This is a genomic window from Paenibacillus cisolokensis (assembly GCF_050481165.1).
GTDB classification, from domain to species: domain Bacteria; phylum Bacillota; class Bacilli; order Paenibacillales; family Paenibacillaceae; genus Paenibacillus_AH; species Paenibacillus_AH cisolokensis.
Genome location: NZ_JBCNFP010000010.1, coordinates 1 through 23745 on the forward strand (window position 1 = coordinate 1; position 23745 = coordinate 23745).

The 23745-nt window shown below is 56.9% G+C and carries 23 protein-coding genes; all 23 read right to left on the reverse strand.

Translation table 11 applies throughout. The annotated features are described in order from the left end of the window. Nucleotides 1-276: 276 nt before the first annotated feature. A complete protein-coding gene (gene lysS / locus ABEV74_RS01690; protein ID WP_430143010.1) occupies nucleotides 277-1791 on the reverse strand; it encodes a lysine--tRNA ligase in 1515 nt (504 codons plus the stop codon). 89 nt (nucleotides 1792-1880) lie between these two features. Next, entirely contained in the window at nucleotides 1881-2357 is a 477-nt protein-coding gene (gene greA / locus ABEV74_RS01695) for a transcription elongation factor GreA (RefSeq protein WP_062489569.1), read from the reverse strand. A gap of 253 nt (nucleotides 2358-2610) precedes the next feature. After that, nucleotides 2611-3624 carry a tRNA dihydrouridine synthase DusB gene (gene dusB, locus ABEV74_RS01700; protein ID WP_062489571.1) on the reverse strand — a complete coding sequence of 338 codons (1014 nt, stop codon included), beginning with the start codon at nucleotides 3622-3624 and terminating at the stop codon, nucleotides 2611-2613. A 54-nt stretch (nucleotides 3625-3678) separates the two neighbouring features. Then, nucleotides 3679-3897: a helix-turn-helix domain-containing protein gene (locus ABEV74_RS01705; RefSeq protein WP_062489573.1), complete on the reverse strand. Its 219-nt coding sequence runs from the start codon at nucleotides 3895-3897 to the stop codon at nucleotides 3679-3681. Then, on the reverse strand, nucleotides 3849-4439 hold the full coding sequence (gene folK, locus ABEV74_RS01710) for a 2-amino-4-hydroxy-6-hydroxymethyldihydropteridine diphosphokinase (RefSeq protein ID WP_430143013.1): 591 nt from the start codon (nucleotides 4437-4439) through the stop codon (nucleotides 3849-3851). Before folK ends, ABEV74_RS01705 begins: the two co-directional genes overlap by 49 nt. Beyond that, complete coding sequence (gene folB / locus ABEV74_RS01715) at nucleotides 4423-4809, reverse strand: dihydroneopterin aldolase (RefSeq protein ID WP_062489575.1); 387 nt, start codon at nucleotides 4807-4809, stop codon at nucleotides 4423-4425. The genes folK and folB overlap by 17 nt, the downstream gene beginning before the upstream one ends. A gap of 38 nt (nucleotides 4810-4847) precedes the next feature. Beyond that, nucleotides 4848-5693 carry a dihydropteroate synthase gene (gene folP / locus ABEV74_RS01720; protein ID WP_430143033.1) on the reverse strand — a complete coding sequence of 282 codons (846 nt, stop codon included), beginning with the start codon at nucleotides 5691-5693 and terminating at the stop codon, nucleotides 4848-4850. Nucleotides 5694-5760: 67 nt separating this feature from the next. Then, on the reverse strand, nucleotides 5761-6639 hold the full coding sequence (gene pabC, locus ABEV74_RS01725; RefSeq protein WP_430143014.1) for an aminodeoxychorismate lyase: 879 nt from the start codon (nucleotides 6637-6639) through the stop codon (nucleotides 5761-5763). After that, a complete protein-coding gene (gene pabA, locus ABEV74_RS01730; protein WP_430143016.1) occupies nucleotides 6636-7217 on the reverse strand; it encodes an aminodeoxychorismate/anthranilate synthase component II in 582 nt (193 codons plus the stop codon). Before pabA ends, pabC begins: the two co-directional genes overlap by 4 nt. A 41-nt stretch (nucleotides 7218-7258) precedes the next feature. Continuing rightward, complete coding sequence (locus tag ABEV74_RS01735) at nucleotides 7259-8866, reverse strand: anthranilate synthase component I family protein (RefSeq protein ID WP_430143018.1); 1608 nt, start codon at nucleotides 8864-8866, stop codon at nucleotides 7259-7261. Nucleotides 8867-9077: 211 nt separating this feature from the next. Beyond that, complete coding sequence (cysK, locus tag ABEV74_RS01740) at nucleotides 9078-10016, reverse strand: cysteine synthase A (RefSeq protein WP_062489591.1); 939 nt, start codon at nucleotides 10014-10016, stop codon at nucleotides 9078-9080. A 105-nt stretch (nucleotides 10017-10121) separates the two neighbouring features. Next, complete coding sequence (locus ABEV74_RS01745) at nucleotides 10122-11081, reverse strand: peptidylprolyl isomerase (protein ID WP_430143019.1); 960 nt, start codon at nucleotides 11079-11081, stop codon at nucleotides 10122-10124. A 31-nt stretch (nucleotides 11082-11112) separates the two neighbouring features. Further along, nucleotides 11113-12015 carry an Hsp33 family molecular chaperone HslO gene (gene hslO, locus ABEV74_RS01750; protein WP_430143020.1) on the reverse strand — a complete coding sequence of 301 codons (903 nt, stop codon included), beginning with the start codon at nucleotides 12013-12015 and terminating at the stop codon, nucleotides 11113-11115. A 79-nt stretch (nucleotides 12016-12094) separates the two neighbouring features. Beyond that, nucleotides 12095-12862, reverse strand: a complete 768-nt coding sequence (locus ABEV74_RS01755) for a type III pantothenate kinase (RefSeq protein ID WP_062489597.1) — start codon at nucleotides 12860-12862, stop codon at nucleotides 12095-12097. Next, nucleotides 12859-13755, reverse strand: a complete 897-nt coding sequence (gene nadC / locus ABEV74_RS01760) for a carboxylating nicotinate-nucleotide diphosphorylase (RefSeq protein WP_430143022.1) — start codon at nucleotides 13753-13755, stop codon at nucleotides 12859-12861. Before nadC ends, ABEV74_RS01755 begins: the two co-directional genes overlap by 4 nt. Continuing rightward, nucleotides 13748-15367, reverse strand: coding sequence for an L-aspartate oxidase (nadB, locus tag ABEV74_RS01765; protein WP_430143024.1), 1620 nt, complete (start codon nucleotides 15365-15367; stop codon nucleotides 13748-13750). Before nadB ends, nadC begins: the two co-directional genes overlap by 8 nt. Before the next feature lie 43 nt (nucleotides 15368-15410). Further along, nucleotides 15411-16349 carry a quinolinate synthase NadA gene (nadA, locus tag ABEV74_RS01770; protein WP_062489603.1) on the reverse strand — a complete coding sequence of 313 codons (939 nt, stop codon included), beginning with the start codon at nucleotides 16347-16349 and terminating at the stop codon, nucleotides 15411-15413. A 327-nt stretch (nucleotides 16350-16676) separates the two neighbouring features. After that, nucleotides 16677-18695 (reverse strand): ATP-dependent zinc metalloprotease FtsH, encoded by a 2019-nt coding sequence (ftsH, locus tag ABEV74_RS01775; RefSeq protein ID WP_430143025.1) that lies wholly within the window; start codon nucleotides 18693-18695, stop codon nucleotides 16677-16679. Nucleotides 18696-18816: 121 nt separating this feature from the next. Then, complete coding sequence (gene hpt / locus ABEV74_RS01780; protein WP_062489607.1) at nucleotides 18817-19356, reverse strand: hypoxanthine phosphoribosyltransferase; 540 nt, start codon at nucleotides 19354-19356, stop codon at nucleotides 18817-18819. 81 nt (nucleotides 19357-19437) lie between these two features. Beyond that, nucleotides 19438-20868, reverse strand: a complete 1431-nt coding sequence (gene tilS / locus ABEV74_RS01785; RefSeq protein WP_430143028.1) for a tRNA lysidine(34) synthetase TilS — start codon at nucleotides 20866-20868, stop codon at nucleotides 19438-19440. Between the two features lie 28 nt (nucleotides 20869-20896). Then, entirely contained in the window at nucleotides 20897-21826 is a 930-nt protein-coding gene (locus ABEV74_RS01790) for a serine/threonine protein kinase (protein ID WP_430143030.1), read from the reverse strand. Then, the gene (locus ABEV74_RS01795) at nucleotides 21810-22538 is read right to left on the reverse strand and encodes a vWA domain-containing protein (protein ID WP_213529034.1); all 729 of its coding nucleotides are present in this window, start codon (nucleotides 22536-22538) and stop codon (nucleotides 21810-21812) included. Before ABEV74_RS01795 ends, ABEV74_RS01790 begins: the two co-directional genes overlap by 17 nt. 119 nt (nucleotides 22539-22657) lie before the next feature. Continuing rightward, complete coding sequence (locus ABEV74_RS01800) at nucleotides 22658-23677, reverse strand: NADH:flavin oxidoreductase/NADH oxidase (RefSeq protein ID WP_430143032.1); 1020 nt, start codon at nucleotides 23675-23677, stop codon at nucleotides 22658-22660. Nucleotides 23678-23745 lie beyond the last annotated feature (68 nt).

Sequence of the window (23745 nt, forward strand, 5' to 3'; positions counted from 1 at the left end):
CAGGATCAAACTCTCCATAAATGGTAAAGTTGATTGTGCTCATTATTGTTGCTTCCGTCAATTCTCATTGACGGGGCAGTTCGCTCGTTGTTCAGTTTTCAAAGAACAAATGCTGCTTTCGCTCACCGCCGTTTCAGCGGCGACTTTTATAATATATCACGCCCCCCTGCTAGATTGCAAGTGTTTTTTTAAATTAATTTTTTCCACAACATAAACATAGTCGGGGTCGCCATCGAATGACATCGGATGACGACCTGTCCTATGAGTTGTCGCGCCTTACGCTTCGTCCGCCCGCTCTCTCATCAGCGGGAACAACAGCACATCGCGGATCGACGGCGCATTCGTGAGCAGCATGACGAGACGATCGATGCCGATGCCGAGCCCGCCGGTTGGCGGCATGCCGTACTCGAGCGCGCGGATAAAGTCCTCATCCATCTCATGCGCCTCGTCATTGCCCTGTTCGCGTTCGAGAAGCTGCGCTTCGAATCGCTGGCGCTGGTCGATCGGATCGTTCAATTCCGTAAACGCGTTGGCGTGCTCCCGGGCCACAATGAACAGCTCGAAACGATCGGTAAACCGCGGATCGTCGGCATTCTTTTTGGCCAGCGGGGAGATGGCGACCGGGTGGCCGGTCACAAAGGTCGGCTGGATAAGCGTATGCTCGACAAACGTTTCAAAAAACGCATTGACGATATGGCCGAACGTCATATGCGGCTCTACCGGCACATTATGTTCCTTCGCCAGCCGATGAGCTTCTTCGTCGCTCATCTGCACACTGAAATCCACGCCCGTCGCTTCTTTGACCAGATCGACCATCGAAACGCGCCGCCACGGCGGGGCCAAATCGATTTCCTGGCCCTGGTACGTAATGACCGTCGTGCCAAGCACTTCCTTCGCAATATGGGCAATTAAATTTTCAGTCAAGGCCATAATATCCTTGTAGTCGGCATAAGCCTCATACAGCTCGATCATCGTAAATTCGGGATTGTGACGCGTCGAAATTCCCTCGTTGCGGTATACGCGGCCGATTTCGTATACCTTTTCCATTCCGCCGACGATCAGTCTTTTCAGATGAAGCTCGATCGCGATCCGCATATACAGTTGCATGTCCAGCGCATTATGATGCGTAATGAACGGACGCGCCGCGGCGCCGCCGGCAATCGCATGGAGCGTCGGCGTTTCGACCTCCAGATAACCGAGCGAATCGAGATAGCGCCTCATCGATTGAATGATCCGCGACCGCGTAATGAACGTGCGCTGAACGTCAGGGTTCATAATCAAATCGACATAACGCTGACGATAGCGCAATTCAACGTCTTTCAGGCCGTGGTATTTATCGGGAAGAGGGAGCAGCGACTTGGACAGGACGACGATTTCTTTCGCTTTAATGGAGGTTTCGCCGGTATTGGTCCGAAACACCGTGCCGCGTACGCCGATAATATCTCCGATATCGAGAATCCCGAAAGCGCGGTATTGCGCATCATCCAAGGAATCTTTGCGCGCGTAAATCTGAATCTTCCCGCTCAGATCCTGAATGTGGGCGAATCCCGCCTTGCCCATCCCGCGCTTCTGCATGATCCGTCCGGCTACGCTGACCTCGACGGACAGCGCTTCGAGCTCTTCCTTCGGTAAATGATCGTATGCCTTAATAATGTCTGCCGCCTGATGAGTGCGCTCGAATTTGCCGCCGAACGGATCGATGCCAAGCTTCCGCAGCTCATCCAGCTTGTCTCTCCGAATTTTTAGCAGCTCGCTCAGTTCCTGTTCCTGAACTTGCGTTTCCCGCTCCACTTCCATTCACTCCTTAAATATGGCCATGCGGCAAGAAAAGCCTCCGAAAGGAAGCTTTTCGATTTCGAAAGTTGCCGCACAACATTATTTTATTTTTTAATATCTACGATTCGATATTGAATAACGCCAGCCGGAACGTTCACATCGACGATCTCGCCTTTCTTTTTGCCCAAAATCGCTTTTCCAACCGGACTTTCATTGGAAATTTTGTTCTGAAGCGGATCGGATTCCGCAGTGCCGACGATGGCGTATTCCATCGTGTCGCCGAATTCCACATCTTCCACGATCACGGTGGAGCCGATGCTGACGGTATCGGTGTCGATCTCCTCATTGTTAATAATGCGCGCGTTGCGAAGCATTTTCTCCAACGTAATGATACGACCTTCGATGAAGGCCTGCTCGTTCTTCGCGTCTTCGTATTCGGAGTTTTCGCTGATATCGCCGTAGCCGATAGCGATTTTGATCCGCTCCGCCACTTCGCGCCGCTTCACCGATTTGAGGTTTTCCAGTTCCTCCTCGAGCTTCTTCAATCCATCCTGCGTCAGAATGATTTCCTTATCGCTCATTTCCGATTCTCCTGTCATATGACATATTTTCATACCGGGCATACACGATTGGCCGAATGTTCATATCGTACGCACAAACCTTGCGCATCATGCCAATTTATGCGGCCTGCGCTGACGTCAGGTTGTGTTCATTGGGTGATTTATACTGCAAGATTATATTCAAATGAACACGGTATGTCAATCGCATCCAGACAAAGGAATGAAAACGCATAACATGTCCGACAGGCAGCCCCGGGAAAGCGGGACTGACCTGTCAATGAACGGCTGCTGCGTCCGATCGCGATTGCGCTTCTTCTTCGCGAAGAGAAGCGACATACTGCTGCAAAATGTCGACCAGTGTATCGCGGCTTGTTTCTTCCATAATCATATCTTTCACCCTTGCGGAGCCTTTCAGGCCTTTCAGGTACCACGCCAAATGCTTGCGCATTTCGCGAACCGCTATCGCTTCTCCTCTTAAGGCGCACAACCGGTCCATGTGCAGAATGGCGATTTCGATTTTCTCTTCCGGCGTCGGCTCGGGGAGCAGTTCTCCCGTCGTCAAATAGTGAACCGTTCGATACAGCATCCATGGATTGCCGAGCGCGCCGCGCCCGATCATAACCCCGTCGCAGCCGGTCAGGTCGAGCATCCGCTTGGCATCCTCCGGCGTCATGACGTCTCCGTTGCCGATAACCGGAATCGAAACGGATTCCTTGACTTCTTTTATAATATTCCAGTCCGCTTTGCCGGTATACAGCTGTTCGCGGGTGCGGCCGTGGACGCTGACCGCCTTCCCGCCGGCCCGCTCGACCGCCTGGGCGTTGCGGACCGCATATATATGCTTGCTGTCCCAGCCGATTCGCATTTTGACGGTAACCGGCTTATCGACCGCATCGACGACAGCCGACACCATTTCGTATATTTTATCGGGATCAAGCAGCCATTTGGCGCCAGCGTCGCAATTCGTCACTTTGGGGACCGGACATCCCATATTGATGTCGATAATGTCGGCGTTCGTCTGTTTATCGACGATTTTTGCGGCCTCGACAAGGGAATGTCGGTCACCCCCGAAAATTTGCAGGCTGAGCGGCTTCTCCCGTTCGTCGACATAAAGCATCTCCATCGTCCGCTTATTGCCGTGCAGAATGGCTTTATCGCTGACCATCTCCGCGCATACAAGCCCGGTTCCGAATTCCTTGGCAATGAGCCGGAAAGCGGGATTGCACACGCCGGCCATCGGCGCTAGCACCACGTTGTTTTTCATTTCGATATCTCCGATTTTCAGCATGCCGCTCCTGTCTCCTTTCGTTTGCCGTGTTGGATACGAACTTTTCCTCACCGGTTATGACAATCGGCTGTCACCCGCTGTCAGTTCTTCGTAACTGATGCCGAGCTGCTCGGAAATCCGTTCCAGCAGTTTCGGATCGGGCTTGCGCGTGCCCCGTTCCAGCGAGCCGAGCACGGCGACCGATATGTCGAGTGCCGAGGCCAGCTCCAATTGCGTGTAGCCTTTTAATTTTCGAAACGCGCGAACGCGTTGTGCCAGTTGATCGTATTCCATAGGGCGATGCCTTCCTTTCCGTCCCTGAGCGCATCTGCGGTCAATTCCGCCACCTGATTGTACAGCGGATGCTCCCGATGAAGCACATCCCGCAGCGGTACGAGCACGAATGCCCGCTCCATCATCCGCGGATGCGGCAGCGTCAGCTCGTCGTCTTCGAACCGCCTGTCATCGTAAAGCAATAAATCGAGATCGATCGTTCGGGGTCCCCAGCGGACGTCCCGAACCCGTCCGAGCTTGCGCTCGATATCCAGCAGCAGGCGCAGCAATTCTCGCGGCGTCAAGGATGTCCGGACCGCGGCGACCATATTGAGAAAAGCCGGCTGCTGCGTGTAGCCGACCGGATCGGTCTCATAAACGGGCGATACCCGGAGCACATCCGCCGCCGGGTGTTCGTTCAGCAATTGAAGAGCTTCAAACAGCGAACGCTCCCGGTCGCCCAGATTGGAACCGAGCGCGACGTATGCGGCTCCCCGCTTCGCGGTTTGCCCGGCCGGCTTGCCGCTTGCGTCCTGCGGCGAACGTTCAGACGGGAACGACATGTCCATGTTCATCCCGCTTTCTGGTCAATTCGATCGCCACCCCGTCAAATTCCACGTCGAATGGCGGATGTGGTTTGATGACGCGAACCGTCACTTCATTTATCCTAGTATAAGCTTGCAGCACCCGGGATGCAATGTGACCCGCTAAAGCTTCGATCAGCTTGAAGGGAGGGCCTTCCACGATGCTCTTCGTCAGCGCATGCAGTTCCGCGTAATTGACCGTCTCCCGAAGATCGTCCGTCGACGCGGCCGCCGACAGATCGAGCTTCAGCTCCAAATCGACGCGGAATCGCTGGCCGAGCCTGTTCTCCTCCGCATATACCCCATGATATCCAAAAAACTTCATGCCTTTCAATTCGATTCGATCCATCGTCAGGCTTCACCCCTGTAAACCGGGCTTGGCTTCCCTTAGGCCAACCGATAAACGATCGCATCCGTCATGGCGGCTACCCGTTTCATCTCTTTCACATCATGAACCCTTACAATTTGACATCCCTGCGCAATGCCGAGGGCCACCGTCGCGCCCGTCCCTTCCACCGCCTCGTCGACCGGCACGTCGAGCGTCTGCCGGATGAAACGTTTGCGCGAGGTGCCGAGCAAGACCGGGAATCCCATTGCGGCCAATTCCGACAGTCTGCCCATCAGGACGAGATTGTCGTCGTAATTTTTGGCGAAGCCGATGCCGGGATCCAGCCATATCCGGTCATCGCGGACGCCGGCATGCCGGGCAAGCTTCACGCTTGCCTGAAGATCGGCCAACACATCCGATACAAGATCGCTGTAATCCCGAGCGTGGCGATTATGGCTGATGATAACCGGACAATCGTACTCGGCGGCTACGGCCGGCATCCGTTCGTCTCCCTTCAGCCCCCAAATATCGTTGATGATGTTCGCGCCTGCTTCCAGGGCCGCTCTTGCCGTCTCCGCCTTGTACGTATCGATGGAGATCGGCACTTTCGGAAGCGCCTCCCGGACTGCCCGGATGACCGGCAGCACGCGGCGCTGCTCTTCCCCAGCATCGACAAACGCGGAGCCCGGACGCGTCGACTCGCCGCCGATATCGATAATGTCGGCTCCCTCCTCGACCATCTCGACCGCCCTGCGGACAGCCTCCTCGACAGTCGTATACCGGCCGCCATCCGAGAACGAATCCGGCGTCGCGTTCAATATGCCCATAATCAGCGTCCGCGAACCAAGCTCAAGCTCCACGCCTCCGCCCAAATCGTAATGGCGAATATGAATCGGCGGTCTCATGAATGTTCTGTGCAATCTGCTCACCTTCCGTTTTGGCAGTTCAGTTTCGAGCCGGGAGACTCCATCGTCAGCGTTCGCCCGATGCGTCCTGGCGATACAACTTGAGAAGAGCGGTTGCGATCGGGCCGGCCGTCCCGTTGCCGACAATATGCGGCGATGCGTCACAGGATGTCAGCCGGGTGACGGGAACGAGCTCCTGAACGGAATTGGTGATCCATATTTCGTCGGCGTCCAACAGCTCGTCATAGCGATAATGGCCTTCCTCTACGTCATACCCGGCCTCTTCCGCCAGCTCCAGCACCCGTCCCCTTGTGATGCCCGGCAAAATGCCGGTATCGGTCGATGGCGTGCATATTTTACGGCCCGACGCGAAGAACAGATTGCTGACGATACCTTCTGCCAGCAGGCCATCGGCCGTGAGCATCAACCCTTCGGTGTTCGCCGCCGCGCCGCTTCGCATCAGTTCCCGCTTGGCGAGCAAACTGTTCATATAATGCAACGACTTGTGACGCACCGAGCCTTCCGGCGTATTGCGCCGCGTACGAAGCAGCCGCAGTTCTTTCCCGCGCAAATCCTGCAACGGATCGACCGGCGGCAGCGGCTTTACAAGCAGCAGCTCATTCGGCCGCTCGTAATCGCCGGCAGGAAGCCCGAGACCTTCTTCGCCGGCCGTTATCGTCAGGCGCACATAAGCCTCTTCCAACCCGTTGGACGCCATGACGCGGCGAAGCCATTGCTCAAGCCTGGCCCTGTCAGGCGTATAACGTATGCCCAGCTCCTCGCAGCCGCGGACGAGACGGTCCAAATGCCGGTCCAGCAAATACGGCTTGCCGCCATAGGTCCGAAACGTCTCGAACAGTCCCATCCCGTATAAAAAACCGTGATCGTAAACCGAGATCACGGCTTTGCCGGCTTCGACCACAGCTCCGTTAATTCCGATATTCATCGAACCGCATTCGCTTTCATCGACAGGAAATTGCGAAGCAGCGTCAAGCCATGCTCCGTAATGATCGACTCGGGATGAAACTGCACCCCTTCGATCGGATATTCCTTATGTCTCAATCCCATAATTTCGCCTTCGGCCGTCTCAGCGCTTATCTCCAGACAATCGGGAAGCGTGTCCCGCTTGACGATCAGCGAATGATATCTCGTGGCCGTATAGGGGGAAGGAATGCTGGAGAAAATCGTTTTGCCGTCATGATAGATTTCGGATGTTTTCCCATGCATGAGCCGTTCCGCCCTGACCACCTCGCCGCCGAAAGCCTGGCCGATCGATTGGTGCCCGAGACATACGCCCAATATCGGAATTTCCCCTTTGAACCGGTCGATCAGCGAAAGGCTGATGCCGGCTTCGTTCGGCGTACAGGGACCGGGGGAAATCAAAATATGATCCGGCGCAAGGCGTTCGATGCCTGCCATATCGATTTCGTCGTTGCGCTTGACGATGACCCTTTCGCCAAGCTCGCCCAAATATTGCACCAAGTTGAAAGTAAATGAATCGTAATTGTCGATTACCAGTATCATTCCCGGCGTCCCCTTTCCATCTTGAGCCCGAGGCGGACGCTTTATTCGTCCGCTATATCCATTTTCCGCCGATCGGCCGCCAGAGCCGTTCCGGCCGTCCCGGCGAAACGTTCGCATAAATCTATCGCTTTCCACAGCGCTTTCGCTTTATTCAACGATTCGCGATATTCCCGCTCCGGATCGGAATCGATTACGATGCCCGCTCCGGCCTGTATATATACGACGCCGTTACGGACGGTCATCGTACGTATAATAATATTAAATTCCAAATCACCGCTATAGTCAATCCAGCCGAGCGATCCGGTATACGGGCCGCGCCGCACCGGCTCCAGCTCCTCGATAATTTCCATCGTCCGGATTTTGGGCGCGCCTGTAATCGTCCCTCCGGGGAATGTCGCCGCGACGACGTCGAACGCATCCTTGCCGTCCGCGAGCTTGCCTTCCACCTGGGACACCAGATGCATAACGTGAGAATAGCGCTCGATGACCATCAATTCCTTCACCTGAACGGTCCCATAAGCGGATATGCGCCCCAGATCGTTGCGTTCCAGGTCGACAAGCATAATATGCTCGGCCCGCTCTTTCTCATTCGTCCGCAGCTCCTCGGCCATCCGCTCGTCTTCTTCCGGCGTGCGGCCGCGGCGGCGCGTACCGGCGATCGGCCGGGTGGACAGCGTACCGTCCTTCAACTGCACGAGCAGCTCGGGAGATGCCGACACGAGCTGAAAATCGGGACAGCGCAAAAAGCCCATATAGGGAGACGGATTCAGCAGACGCAACCATTCGTATAGCTCCTCGGGAGATGCGTCGACCGGCCGTTCCTGCCTTAACGACAGATTGACCTGAAAGACGTCGCCTTGCCCGATATACCGCTGAATCGCCCGTACCGCTTCCATAAACCGCTCTTTTGAAAAGGGGGACGAAAGACCCGGGAGCGACTCGATGTCGATATGCGGGCTTTGCTCCGCCACATACCGGCCCCGGCGTTCCGCAAGTTTCCGGTCCGCGCCGTCCGGCGATACGATCGTTCGCCACAAATCCCACATTTCTTCCGTCTTCCGCAAAGCCGCCCGGTGAAAAGCCTCCAGCTCCGCATCGCCAACCGCCCTGTTCACATGCGTATGAACGGCGCAGATTACTTCCCGCTCCCGATGATCGACGATCCACAATTCGTCCACACGCATAAACAGGTAGTCCGGAAGGTCCAAATCGTCATGCGCCAGAACCGGTAGCCGTTCGATCGAACGGACGACGTCATATCCCCAAAATCCGGCGCAGCCTCCGGTCCAGTTCGGCCCGGCCTCCAGCCGCGGTCCCGTATAAGCCGCCATCCACCGTCTGACGACGTCGAGCGGTTTGCCGTTATAGGCCGTCCGCTTCCCCGTCGACAGGTCAATCTCCTCGGCCGCTTCTCCTTTTCCCCGGATGACGGCGGACGGGCGGATCGCCAAATACGTATACCTTCCGTCCTTGCCGCTCTCCAGCACGATCGCATACGGGGAAGCGGCTTGCCACGCTTTCGTCCACGTCCAGCCCGCAGCCGGCGACGCTTCGCCGAATGTCCACGACCGTATGCTGAGCAGCGGCAGCGTCGTATATTTGCCTTCATTGCGCCACCGTTTCCATTGCTCCAATGACGTCGCTTCCACTTGCCGCTCCCTCCACCCGATTAGCCTGCGGCATTTGCCGCCCGGCCTTGTTGCAAGCTAGTATACCGAATCGACAGAAAAAAGAAAAGCGGCGGAACGAAAGCCGCCGAAAAACAGAGGCAGCCCCCGGCCGGCGCCGGAGACTGCCTGGTGCATTCGCGTTGCAGCGGCGGAGCGCCGAAAGGGCTCCGCATCCGCTGCGCGGATGCTATCAATTCTCGAAATTAAACAGCGGCGTGCTGAGATAGCGCTCCCCGTTGCTCGGAACGACGGCGACGACGCGTTTACCTTTGCCCAGTTCTTTGGCGACTTTCAAAGCCGCGAAAATGGCTGCGCCCGAAGAGATGCCGCACAGAATTCCTTCTTCCTTGGCGGAACGGCGCGCCGTTTCGAACGCATCTTCGTTCTCGACGGTAATAACACCGTCATAAACTTCCCGGTCCAGAATGTCCGGCACGAAGTTGGCGCCGATTCCCTGGATTTTATGAGGCCCGGGTTTGCCGCCGGACAGAAGCGGGGAAGCAGCAGGTTCTACGGCATAAATGCGAATATTCGGGAAATGCTGCTTCAGCACTTGACCCGCACCTGTAATCGTACCGCCGGTGCCAATGCCGGCCACGAACGCATCCAGCTTGCCGTCCAGCGATTGAATCGCCTCGACGATTTCCGGACCCGTCGTTTCGCGGTGAATTTTGACATTGGCCGGGTTTTTGAATTGCTGCGGCATGAAGTAGTTCGGATTCTCCTTCAGAATCTCTTCCGCTTTCTTCACCGCGCCGTTCATTCCTTCCGAGCCCGGCGTCAGCACCAGTTCGGCGCCATAAGCGCGAAGCAAGTTGCGGCGCTCGATGCTCATCGTTTCCGGCATGACCAGAATGGCCCGATATCCTTTCGCAGCGGCTACCATCGCCAGACCGATACCGGTATTGCCGCTGGTCGGCTCGATAATGGTGTCGCCCGGTTTGATTCGTCCTTCTTGCTCGGCAACTTCGATCATGCTGATCGCAATCCGGTCCTTGACGCTTGCTCCCGGGTTTTGGTATTCCAGCTTGACATAAATTTCTGCGCTATCTTCCGGGACGAGACGGTTCAATCGAACAAGCGGCGTATCACCGATCAGCTCGGTAATACTGTTGACAATTTTGGCCATGAATGCAAGCCTCCTTGTTATTCCGACTATTTCAGTAGGTTTTGCCTGATTCCATCTTACCAATGGATGTCATCTATTGTCAATACCCGATTTCCGCCAAAGGGCCTAATTTCCGCTTTGAAAAGCCGGTTTTAGGACGACTGCATATTTCGACAGCAGCTCCTCCTCGACTTCCCGAAGCGGCTTGGCAACGGAAAGCGCGATTTGTCGGCGTGCCGCCTCGCGGAGCAAGTCTCCGCTAAGCGCGGTCGCTTCCCGCTTCTCGAGCAGCCGTACTACGGCATATCCTTCCTTCACATTGAGCGGTCCGGTTGCGGAGCCGATCTCCAAACGGCCGGCAGCCTCCAGCAGGGCAGGATCGAGAAACGGGTCGTTCTGGTCGACAAGTCCGAGATCGCCGCCGTTATCCGCCGTAAATTCGTCCTTGGAATATTCGCTCGCCAGACGCTCGAAGCTTTCCCCTTCCTCAAGCAGATCCAATACGCGTTCCGCCTCATCGTACGTATCGGTCACAATCCAGGCCAGCCGGTATTGCGTCGTCCCCTGAAACTGCTGGCCATATTCGCGAAGATAGTCGTCGATCTCTTTATCCGTCACGGAAATCGTACGGGTGGCGATCTTCTCCAGCAACAGCCGGTAGCGCGCATCCTTCCATACGTCCTCTTCGGTCAAGCCGAGCTGGTCCTTCATCGCATCGTAGAAAGCTTCTTCGCTCCCGTAGCCGAGCACGCGCAGCATAAGCTCGCCTTCAATCTCTTCATCCCGCACCGTAATGCCGTATTTGGCCGCTTCCAGATCGATGGCCCGGCGTATCATCATCGTTCGCAGCACGGTGTCCCCGTACTGGCGGATCAATTCGGATACCCACTCGTCCTCCGTTATGACGCCGGAGCCGACCCGGGCGACAACGCTGCCGTCCGTCTGCTCGCGGCCGTCCGGCGACTCTTCTTCATCCGTCGGCGCACCCGCCTCTTCGCTCGGGTAAGCCGGAACGGTTCGGCTGATAACGAAAGCCGACAACGCAATCAGGCATATCGCCTGAAACACAACAATGCTCTTCAGCAAGCCCGCTCTCCTCATCTGTTCCGGGCCTCCGTTATGTGCCGTTCTTCGCCTTGACCCGGTGCAGCAGCGCTTCCAGCTGCGGTTTGTCAAACGAATAGGCCTCATTGCAGAAGTGGCAGACGACCTCGGCCTTCCCTTCCTCTTCGGCCAACGATCGGAGTTCTTCCTCCCCCATGCTGATTAACGTCCGTTCGACCCGATCCCGGCTGCACTTGCATTGAAAACGAAGCTCCATCGTATCGTGAATTAGCAAATCGTCGCCGACGGCAAAACGCAATATTTCTTCCGGCGTCTCGCCCTGATCGAGCAGCGACGTCACGGGCGGCATCGCGCCGATGGCCCGTTCCAGCTTGTCGAGCTCCGCATCGGTCAGACCCGGGAGGATCTGAATGATGAACCCTCCGGCATGAAGGACGGAGCCGTCCGTATCGACCAGCACGCCAAGACCGACTGCCGAAGGCGTCTGCTCCGATACGGCAAAATAATAAGTGAAGTCTTCCCCGAGCTCGCCGGAAATGATCGGCACGCTGCCCCGGTACGGCTCCTTCAGCCCCAGATCCTTGATAATATGAAGATGTCCGTTTCGGCCGACGGCCCCTGCCACGTCAAGCTTACCCTGCGAATTGCTGGCCAGATGGACGGAGGGATGATCGACATATCCGCGCACTTCGCCCTTCGCGTTGGCATCGACGACGATTTGCCCGAGCGGTCCTTCCCCTTTGATTTGCACCGTAAGCTTCTCGTCGCCTTTCAGCATGGCGCCCATCATCGCGGCGGCCGTCGCCGCCCGTCCGAGTGCGGCCGTCGCTGTCGGAAGCGTGCCGTGACGCCGGCGCATCTCGTCTACAAGCCGTGTAGTCCGGGCCGCGAAGACACGAATGCTGCCCCCCCACGCCGTTCCCCGGACCAAAATATCCTGTAACGGCTCATTCATTATTAATCCCTCCGTTTTCTACCCGATTTATTTATGAACAATGTCTGCGGTGTACCAATAGATGATCCCTGGCAAAGCTTTAGTCCCGGTTTCGCTCGTAAATGAGACGCAACCCATCCAGGGTAAGAAGCGGATCGATCTCCTCGATCGTCTCCGATTCGGAAGCGATCAGCTCGGCCAACCCGCCCGTCGCGACCACTTTGGGCCGAACGCCGAACTCCGCCCGGATGCGCCGGACGATGCCGTCGACTTGTCCGGCATATCCGAATATAATGCCGGCCTGCATCGATGTTACCGGATTCCGGCCGATCACGCTGCGCGGCTTGGCCAGCTCGATACGGGGAAGCTTGGCGGCGCGCTGGTATAGCGCTTCGGTCGAAATCTGGATGCCCGGAACGATGGCCCCGCCCAAATAATCGCCATGCTCGTCGATGAAATCGAACGTCGTCGCCGTTCCGAAATCGACGATAATGAGCGGCGTGCCGTATTTCTCGATACCTGCGACAGAATTGACGATCCGGTCCGCCCCGACCTCGCGCGGGTTTTCGTAACGGATATTCAATCCGGTCTTCATCCCCGGTCCGACGACAAGCGGCGTCCTTCGCAAATATTTCAGGCACAGCTGCTCCAACGTGCGCATCAGCGGCGGCACAACGGACGAAATGACGACCCCTTCGATCCGGTCCATCGGCAAATTTGCATATTGAAACAGGTTGTGAATGGTGATGCCGTATTCGTCCACCGTCGCGGCCCGATTCGTACTGAGACGCCAGTGATGGAGCAGCTCCTTCTTCTTATATATACCAAGCACAATATTGGTATTTCCGACATCGATAACCAAAATCATGACGGGTTCCCGCCCTTCTTTGCATTCAAATCGAGGCTGATATCGAGGGAATCGAACGAATACGTAAGCCCCCCGACGGAAATGACGTCGACGCCGCATTCCGCAATCGCGCGCACCGTATCCAGACGGACGCCGCCGGACGCTTCCGTAATCACATGGGGAGACCGGCTCTTAATGCGAAGAACGGCTTCCCTCATTCGATCGTACGGCATGTTGTCGAGCATAATAATGTCGGCGCCGCATTCGAGCGCTTCGTCCACTTGCTCAAGCGACTCGGTCTCGACTTCGATTTTCATCGTATGCGGAATGCGCGCCCGAGCCGCCTCCACCGCTTGCCGGATGCCGCCGGCGGCCTTGATATGGTTGTCCTTGATCATGACGGCGTCGTACAGGCCGAACCGGTGATTGGCCCCTCCGCCGACACGTACGGCATATTTCTCCAACAACCGGTGGCCCGGGGTCGTCTTGCGCGTATCGACAAGGCGGACCGGCAGCCCCTCCAGCGCCTCGACAAAACGTCTTGTCTTGGTCGCGATGCCGGACATCCGCTGCATCAGATTGAGCGCCAGACGCTCGCCCGTCAAGAGGCTGTGCGTACTGCCTTCCACTTCGGCCAGCACGTCGCCCTTCGTTACCCGCTGGCCGTCCTGCATCAGCGGCCGGAAGCGCAATCCGGGATCGACGACTTCGAATACGAGACGGGCGGCCGGCAATCCGGCCACAACCCCGTCCTCCTTCACATGAATAACCGCCTTGGACTGGCTGCCTCCCGGAATTGTGACAGCGGTCGTAATGTCCCCGCTGCCGACGTCCTCCGCCAGCCAGCGGCGGATTTGCTCCTTCAACGCTTCATTATACCCTTCGAACTCATAGGAGAATCCGTTATCAATCATCGTCAATCCGCTCCCCCGTCAAACCTTGCAGCCGGTGCAGCACCGTATGCTTGCGCCAGCGCTCATCGTCCCTCTCCGGGAAATCCTCGCGATAATGCGCGCCCCGGCTCTCCTCGCGGGCCAAGGCCGCTTGCGTCGTCAACAGCGCGCAAATAAGAAGATTGGCAAACTCGAATTCTTCCCGCCTCGTCAATACCGACTCGAATATCGGCAGTTGGCGCTTCAGCTCTTCCAGCCCTTTGGCGAGTCCCTTCGCATCGCGCCGCAAACCGACATAGCGAACCATCACCTTCTGCAGCTTGAGACGCCGCTCGACGACCGCTTGCATCGGTACGCCGCCGCGACTCCGCTCTTCCCGGATATCCGGGATCGGCAATCCTTCGACGGGGGGCAGTTCGTTAATTCGCTCGACGATGCGGCGGCCAAATACAATCGCTTCCGACAGCGAATTGCTGGCCAGACGGTTCGCTCCATGAACGCCGGTCGAAGACACTTCCCCGCAAGCGAACAATCGGCGAATATTGGTTTCCCCGTGCAAATCGGTTTTGACCCCGCCCATCATATAATGCGCAGCCGGAGCTACCGGAATCCAGTCGGTTGTCAGATCCAGACCGTAGTTGAGGCAAAAATCGTAAATGTTCGGAAACCGGTGCTTCACCATATCAGCCGGCTCATGCGTGATGTCCAAATAAACGAATGTCGACTTCGTCGCTTCCATCTCGCTCACGATCGCCCTTGCCACGACGTCGCGCGGTGCCAGCTCCAGCAGAGGATGATAGCGTTCCATGAAGCGCTCGCCTTTAATATTGCGCAGTATCGCACCTTCGCCGCGCACCGCTTCGGAAATTAGGAAACGGGGAGCGCCGGGATAACAGAGCGAGGTCGGATGAAATTGAATAAATTCCATGTCCTGAATATAGGCGCCCGCGCGATAAGCCATCGCGATACCGTCGCCTGTGGCGACATCGGGATTCGTCGTATAACGGTACAGCTGGCCGGTTCCGCCGGAGCACAGAACGACAGCCTTGCCTCGCACGAACAGCCGCTTTCCGTCAGGCTTCTGCACGAGCGCGCCGCAGCATTCGCCGTCCTCGGTTATCAAGTCGATGACAAAATGATCGTCCCAGATCTCAATTGCCGGATTGCCGACGGCTTTCTCCGACAGCGCCCGCACGATCTCGTAACCGGTGGCGTCTCCGTTCGCATGCAAAATGCGGCGTTGACTATGCGCGCCTTCCTTCGTCAGCGCGAATTCGCCGTTTTCCTGATCGAAATGGGTGCCCATCCGGATAAGGTCCCGCACCCCTTCCGGCCCTTCGTGAACGAGCACATCGACCGCATCTTGCGAGCATAGTCCGACCCCTGCCACAAGCGTATCCTGGCGATGGTATTCGGGCGAATCGTCGTCGGAAATGACGGCGGCAATGCCGCCCTGGGCGTAACGCGTATTGCTGTCCATTAACGATTTCTTCGTAATAACCAGAACCGAATTACTTTCGCTCGCCTTGATGGCGGTAAAAAGGCCGGCAATGCCGGCCCCTATGACGATAACATCTTTCTCCACGACAGGGAGCTGCTGGAGCGATAGGTTAACGAGATATCTTGGAATCATGGCAACTATAGCCTCCCGGGCAATACATCAGAACGGCGCGCGGTCATTTGACCTGCAGCATGCGCTCCAGCGACAAGCGGGCCTTGTCGGCGACATGCGGCGGCACGTAAACTTGCGGCTGCATCGTCTCCAGACATTTGACCAGCTTCTTCAGATTGTTGACTTTCATGTTCGGACAAACCAAATATTTGGTGGCAAAATGGAACGTTTTATCCGGACTGTCCATACGCAGTTGGTACCCCGTGCCGTCTTCCGTTCCGACGATAAATTCCTTATGATCGGATTCTCTGCAATATTTAATGATTGCGGTCGTACTGCCGACGAAGTCTCCAAGCGCCACGACTTCCGGACGGCACTCCGGATGAACGACGAACTGGGCGTTCGGATACTTCGCTTTCATCTCCTCGACATCCTTCACCGTCAGCATGTCGTGCGTGTTGCAGTATCCTTCCCAGATGATCATCTTCTTGTCCGTTTGCTGCTGGACGTAATGACCGAGATTTTTGTCCGGAACCCAGATTACTTCGTCGCTTTCCACCGAGTTGACCACCTTCACCGCGTTCGCTGACGTACAGCAAATGTCGGTCTCCGCTTTCACCTCGGCGGACGAGTTGATATATGTTACAACCGTCGCATTCGGGTGCTGTGCTTTCAGCTTGCGAAGGCCATCGACGTTCACCATATCCGCCATCGGGCAGCCCGCCCGCTCGTCGGGAATGAGAACGGTCTTATTGGGAGCCAGAATTTTAGCGCTCTCGCCCATAAAATGAACACCGCAAAACACGATGACATCGGCATCGGTCTGCGCGGCCTTCTGGGCAAGCAAAAACGAGTCGCCTCGGAAATCCGCCACTTCCTGAATTTCATCCCGCTGATAATAGTGGGCCAGAATAATCGCGTTGCGCTCTTTCTTCAATTCCATAAGCCGATCGCGCAGCTGGCGGTTCTGCTCCGCCTTGCGCTCCAGCGCCAATGCTTCCATGATTGACATCTCCTCTTCGGATCTGACTGGCTTTGGCCTCGCATAATGCCCCCTGCGACTTTGTGAACTTATGCACAAGCTTGCGGGAAAACGTACACTACCGAGTCCCCTGTATGCCATTTCATTTAATTATCATTAAATTTACACAAGGTATTTATCCATGTCAATGAGAAAAACCACCGGTCCGTTCCGGGCAAAATGGCCATTGCGCCGGATTAGACGCCATACCATGGCCGCACGTTCATTCCGGTTTTTTTATTGCCAAAAAATAAAAAAACGAGGCTCCGGAAACGGAGCCTCTAATAATGCAGCCATATGATGGAAGCTTTACGATTCGCGATTGCCGGAATCGTCGTTGCCGCTCTTCTTGTCATCGGTCGGCGGAGCCGCCGTTTCGCCCGGTTCGCGCGTCTGAATGCGAACCCTGACATTGCCGAGCGTGTCGACAGTCGGTTCGGCCGACGATTCTTTCGACGCTTCGGTCTGCTCCGGCGATTCGCCCGGCTCGCCGTCAAGCGACCCGGTCTCGATCAGCCGCTTGATCTGCTCGATATCGAGCGTCTCTTCCTTAAGCAGCGTCTGGGCAATCAGATGCACTTCCTTGCTCTTCTCGGAAAGCAGTTTCTTCGCCCGCTCGTAGCATTCGTTGATGATGCGCTGCATCTCCTGGTCGATCTCGTAGGCGATGGCATCCGAATAGTTCTGCTCATGTCCGAAATCGCGGCCGAGGAATACCTGGCCCTGCGAATTGCCGAATTGCATCGGACCGAGCTTCTCGCTCATGCCGTATTCCATAATCATGCTGCGCACGATGCTGGTGGCCTGTTTGAAGTCGCTGTAAGCGCCGGTGCCGATCTCGCCGATGAACAGTTCCTCCGAAACCCGTCCGCCAAGCAGCCCTGTCACTTTGTCGAGCAGTTCCTGCTTCGTGACCAGCATCCGGTCTTCCTTCGGCAGCATAATGACGTATCCGCCGGCGCGGCCGCGCGGGATAATCGTCACTTTATGCACCATGTCGGCATGCTCCAGGAAATAGCCGACGATCGTATGACCCGCTTCGTGATAAGCGACGATCCGTTTCTCGCGGTCGCTGATGACGCGGCTTTTCTTCTCCGTACCGACAATGACGCGGTCGATCGCTTCGTCCACCTCGACCATGGCAATCTCCTTCTTGTTGCGTCTTGCGGCAAGAAGCGCCGCTTCGTTAAGCAGATTCTCCAGATCGGCCCCGGTAAAGCCTGTCGTACGCTTGGCGATGACATCGAGCTTGACGTCCTTGCTCAGCGGTTTGTTGCGGGCGTGCACTTTCAGCACCGCTTCGCGGCCTTTCACGTCCGGCCGGTCGACCGTAATTTGACGGTCGAAACGTCCGGGACGCAGAAGCGCCGGGTCGAGAATATCCGGCCGGTTCGTCGCCGCGACGATAATAATGCCTTCGTTGGCACCGAAGCCGTCCATTTCGACAAGCAGCTGGTTCAGCGTTTGCTCCCGCTCGTCGTGACCGCCGCCAAGTCCGGCGCCGCGCTGGCGGCCGACGGCGTCGATCTCGTCGATAAAGATAATACAAGGCGCGTTTTTCTTCGCATTTTCGAACAGGTCGCGTACCCTGGAGGCACCGACGCCGACGAACATCTCCACGAAGTCCGAACCGGAAATGCTGAAGAACGGAACGCCGGCTTCACCTGCCACGGCACGGGCCAGCAACGTTTTACCGGTACCCGGAGGCCCGACGAGCAGCACGCCTTTCGGAATGCGGGCGCCGACTGCCGCAAATTTGCGCGGATCTTTCAGAAACTCGACGACTTCGACAAGCTCCTGCTTCTCTTCGTCCGCGCCGGCCACATCCTCGAACGTGACCCGCTTCTTCTCTTCGTTGTACAGACGCGCGCGGCTCTTGCCGAAGTTCATCACTTTGCCGCCGCCGCCCTGCGCCTGATTGATCAGGAAGAAAATCAGGATGAACATGATCACGAACGGGATGATGGAGGTAAGGAATGTGAGCCAAATGCTAGGCTCTTCCGTAGGCTTGATCGTCAGCTTGAAGCCGTTCGTTCGCGAAGCTTCATCAATTTCCTTGACTACATATTCTTCAACGTTCGTGCGTGAGAAGAATCGGTCAGATTGCGCATCCGGAGGTGCGGTTTTATATTTACCGGTGACCAAATAGGAATAGCCGTCGAATTGCAGCGTAATTTCTTCGATATTATTGTTTGCAATCTCTTGCCTCAACTGGTCGTACCGAATTTCGGCCGACGTATCGTTTTGTCTGCTGATAAATTGGAAAATCCCGACGGTCACCAAGAAGATGAGCAAATAGAATCCAGTATTGCGGATGATCCGATTCATCCCCTACCTCCTCTCAAGACGCTTAAAATATTTTACCATAGCATGTCTTTCCACCACAATAGAACGGCATGGGGAGGCATGTACGGCGAATCGCGCATCGGACTGGCCAACGGACTTTCCGCTACTTCTCATACACTTCGGGCTTCAGCACGCCGATAAACGGCAAATTGCGGTATCGTTCCGCATAGTCGAGCCCATAGCCGACGACGAAAGCGTCGGGCAGCGTAAATCCGGTGTAATCCGCTTCCAGTTCGACCGTCCGGCGGGCCGGCTTATCGAAGAGCGTCACGACCGTTACGGACTTCGCATTGCGGCGTTCCAGCACGTCGATCAAATAACTGAGCGTAAGCCCGCTATCGATAATGTCTTCCACAATCAGCACGTCCCGGCCTTCCACCGGCGTGTCGAGATCTTTGACGATCTTCACGACGCCGGTCGATTTGGTAGACTGGCCATAGCTGGAAACGGCCATAAAGTCGATTTCCAGCGGAATGGTGATTTCTTTTACCAAATCGGACATAAAAATAAACGCGCCTTTAAGAACACAAATCACCAACGGATTCCGTCCTTCAAAGTCACGGGAAAGCTTGTTTCCGAGTTCCTTGACCTTCGCCCGGATTTGTTCAGAATCGTACAGCACTTCTTGAATGTCGTTTAACAAATGAAGTCCTCCTATAAGTTATAGCTATACTTATGAATAAACAAGTGCAACTTATTCGGGCAAATGCCCGCTATCGCCCCGTTATTCCGCATCCGTGCAGCGTTCTACGCGAACGCGCAGCACCCGCCGGGTAGAGTCGTCAGGCAGCGCAAACGGCGATCGCCGCAATCCGGGTATCCAGACGATGCGATCTTCCGAATCGGTCAAAAGCGGCATCGCCTCCCGCCGGGAAGGCGGGATCTTCTCGTCGATGAACATATCTTGAACCTTTTTGGAACCGTTTAGTCCGATGACCCGCATCCGATCGCCGGGCCGGCGATTGCGTACCGTGAGCGGATACGCGAGCCTGTCGGCATCGAAGCACGCTTCCATGCGGCCGGACGGGCGCGTCTTCTCTCCCCCTGGCGCTTCGTCGAATCGAAACGAGCAGCCCGCTTCGGGCACGTGCAGAAGCCGGCAGTCGGCCGAAACGCGGTATGCGTAACGACCTGTACGACCGGGCAGGGATCGTCCGTCCCGCTGCGAAATCCAGCGAAGGGTGTCGTATTCCCTTACGCAGCGTATGCCGCCGCCGGCATCCAGCGTCCAGGTCGTCTCCTCGCCGAGCGCAGCGAGACGGATCGTCTCGATCCGTTCGAACGAGGCTGTTTCCGTTTCCAGTGACAGATAATTTAATATTAGTTTAATCAATCTCCTTTGTAAAGCAACATGAAGGCCCAGGAAGGGCCGGCGGTCCATCGCGCATTCGCCGCCCGAACAGCGGACCAGCCGCTTGAAGGCGGCTTCGGTTTCGCCGGCCATCCAGGCGTCTTCCTCTGCGGCGATTTCGGACAGCCTCGCCAGCGCTTCCGGCAACCGGGGATTGAAACGGCTCAAATAAGGCAAAATGTCCAAACGCACTTCGTTGCGGAAGTAGTACCGCTGTTCGTTGCTGCTGTCGATGCAGTACGGAACGCCGTTCTCCTCGCAATAGCGTAGCAGCTCTATCTTGTTCATACGCAAAAGGGGGCGAATGAGTTCCACCTTTTTTTCGCGGCGGCGAATCGGAATGCCGGCCAGGCTGCCCGGACCGGCTCCGCGCAGGATGCGCATCAGCACCGTCTCGGCCTGATCGTCCGCGTGATGCGCCAGCGCGATGCGGGCTGCGCCGCGGCGCGCGGCCACCTCGTGCAGGAAATCGTACCGCAGCTTCCGGGCCGCGGCTTGCGCATTCATTCGCGTTTCTTCTATATAAACAGGAAGATCGAGCCGCACCGTCTCGAACGGAACGCCGAGCCGGCCGGCGAACGCCCGAACCATCTCCGCCTCCCGGGCCGATTCCTCGCCGCGGAATCCATGATCGACATGGGCCGCAACCAGGCGAATCCCTTCAGGATCGGCCAACCGATGGAGCGCATGGAGCAAAGCCGATGAGTCCGGGCCGCCCGACACGGCCACGACGATCGTCTCTCCCCGCTGCCACAACCGCTCCGTATGAGCGATATCCGCTATCTTCCTCACCAGTTCCTCCATGACTCCCCTCCCCCCGGACGTTTGCGTTTTAGCTGCGCACATACCAATAGATCGTGACGGCAAGCAAAGCGGCCGATGCCATAAACATGGCTTTCATCCAACCCGGAACCGCGCCGGCGCGCCTGTTCCCGTCGGGCCGGTGCATCAACCGCTGCCAGGCTGCAGCCGCTTCCCGGCCGTTCGCAAAACGGCCCGTCAACGCGCCGCCGAGCCACCCGGACAGCGGCCGCAGCGCATTGTTGTGCTGGACGAGCTTCATCAGCTCTTCCGGCGAACGGTTTTGCGGCAGAAGCGATGCGGCCATTTGCGCAAGCTTTCGCTTCTCGTGAAGCTGAATGCACATTACCGCAAACGAGAACAAATCATAGCCGGCGTCGGCCGTCCGCGAGCCGGCGTTCCAGTAGCCGCGGTCGTAAATCTCCGTAAACTGGCGCACGCTCTTCCCGAACGCCGTCACGCCGCCGTAATCGACCAGCTCGACGCGGCCGTAATCGGCAACCAGCACGTTCTCGACCTTCAAGTCGCCGAACGCCCAGCCCGCATCGTGCAAACCGGACAGTTTGAGCAGCAGATTGTAGCCGACAAGCGGGAACCATTCGGGACCGCTACGCTCAAGATATTCCGACAGTGTCGCGCCTCTGACGTACCGCATGACGTAGAACGGATGCTCGCTGCCGTCCATTGCGCACAGATCGTCCACATCAATCAGAAAAGAACCCGTCCCCGATGACCGGTTCTGTCCGGCCAACGACTTCAGCACGTTGATTTCCGACTGAAGATCGACAGCGTTGGCTCCCACTTTAAGAGCGTACCATCCTTTGTCCCGTTCGCGCTGCACGAGGAACACCTTGCCGTTGGCTCCCTCGCCAAGCATCCGCTCGACGCGGTAGCGGCCGCGATTCCACTTGCCGGTAACGATGACGCCCCGGCGCAATCCGAGCTCAAACGACGTAGTCACCCATCATCCCGTCCGTTTCGTCTTTGCTCCTCCTACCATACCTGTCCTCTCTGCAAAAATCAATGACGCGCATAAGCGCCGGTCCGGTAGGCGTCGTGCCGCGCATCTGCAGCTTGGGAAAAATGGAAGTAACGCCTTTCAAATCGGTTGTCCAATCCAGATCGAGCGTACAGTCGTCGCCGTAACTCGTGCCCGGAAAATGAAAGACGGCCAGCTCGCTTTGTCCTTGCCGGGCCTGCAGGCTGAGCATCAGGTCGCGAATGGCCTCTTCCACCGCGTGGAGCTTCGGCTTCATGCTGGCGCTGGCATCGATAACCAAGGCGACGCGGAGACCGGTCGTCTCTCCGAGCTCGTCGATGACCCGGACGACCTCCCCGCGCTTGTCGGGCGGCAGCTCCTCGATTTTGCCGTCTGTGCCGAGCACCTGTTTCAGCTCTTTCTGAACGGCCAACTGGATCGTTTGCACAACCGTTTTGCGCGTCATCATCTGCACCGTTTGCGACAGCTGCCTGGTATTGACCAAACGGCTCATGCCGCCGCCGGCGCGGGCGATTTCCTCGATTTCGGCTTTGCCGTAATCGCCAAGCTCGCCCTGATCGACAACGCCGACGACATTGACCACAATCCCTTCCGACTGCGCGGTGGCCGCCGCCACAACCGGGTTGACGCCAACGTTCGAGCAGCCGTCCGTAATCAGCAATATTTGATACACTTCTACCGACCTCCTGACTTGTTCGGGACTTGTTCGGGAGTCTATAACTCACTCTACCAGTCTTCCCGAAATTCAGAAGGTTCATAACCTCGGCCTCGTCCGAAGGCGGATTTCGGTTATCAGTAAGCCCGCTCGTATTGGCGCGGCACCGTCGTCTCGCCATCTACGGCGCGAATCGCATGGACCGCCCAATAAGGGTCCTTCAGCATGCCGCGCCCGACCGCGACAAGATCGGCGTCCCCGCTTGCGATCGTCTTCCCGGCAAGCTGAGGATCGTCCAGCATGCCGACCGCAATGACCGGCACTCCCAGCGCTTGCTTGATCTCGCGGGCCATCGGCACCTGGTAGCCCGGATAATTGCCGGGCTTCCGCTTGCCGGCGGGGCCTTCGCCGCCGCTCGAAACGTGAAACATGTCGACGCCGGCATCGCGATATTGGCGGCAAATCTCAATGATATGATCGATCCCGTATCCGCCGTCGATATATTCCACTGCCGAAACCCGCATCAACAGCGGCATATCGGGCGGCATCACTTCCTTCATCGCGCGTATAATTTCGACGCCGAATTTGGCGTAGTCCGCATACTCGTCGGTACGGTCGTTGGTGGCCGGCGAATGGAACTGGTGAATCAAATAGCCGTGGGCGCCGTGAATCTCGATCGTATCGACGCCGGCCTCCACCGCCCGCCGGGCGGCGTCGCGGAATTTGCCGACCATCGCCTTCACTTCGCTTGTCGTAAGCGCCCGCGGCGTTTTGAAGCCGGGGCCGAACGGAATGGCCGACGGTCCGACAGGCACGGCCGCATCCTCGGCCTTCCGGCCGGCATGAGCAATCTGTATGCCGACCTTGGCGCCGTACTTCTGGCATTCCGAGATAATCCGCCGGAATGCGGGCACATGTTCGTCCGACCACAAGCCAAGGTCGTAATCCGAGATGCGTCCGTCGGGCTCAACATCCGTCATTTCGATAATAATAAGTCCCGCACCGCCCACCGCCCGCGACACATAGTGAACGTAATGCCATTCGTTCGGCACGCCGTCTTTGGCCGTAACCGAATATTGACACATGGGCGGCATAACGATCCGATTTTTCAGCCGCAAATTTTTAAGCGTAAACGGTGTGGACAAAGTCGCCGTCATCGTTCAGCCCGCCTTTCATTTTGAAAGTTAATTTATTTAATAGTTATTATACTGGACAGTGAAAAGTT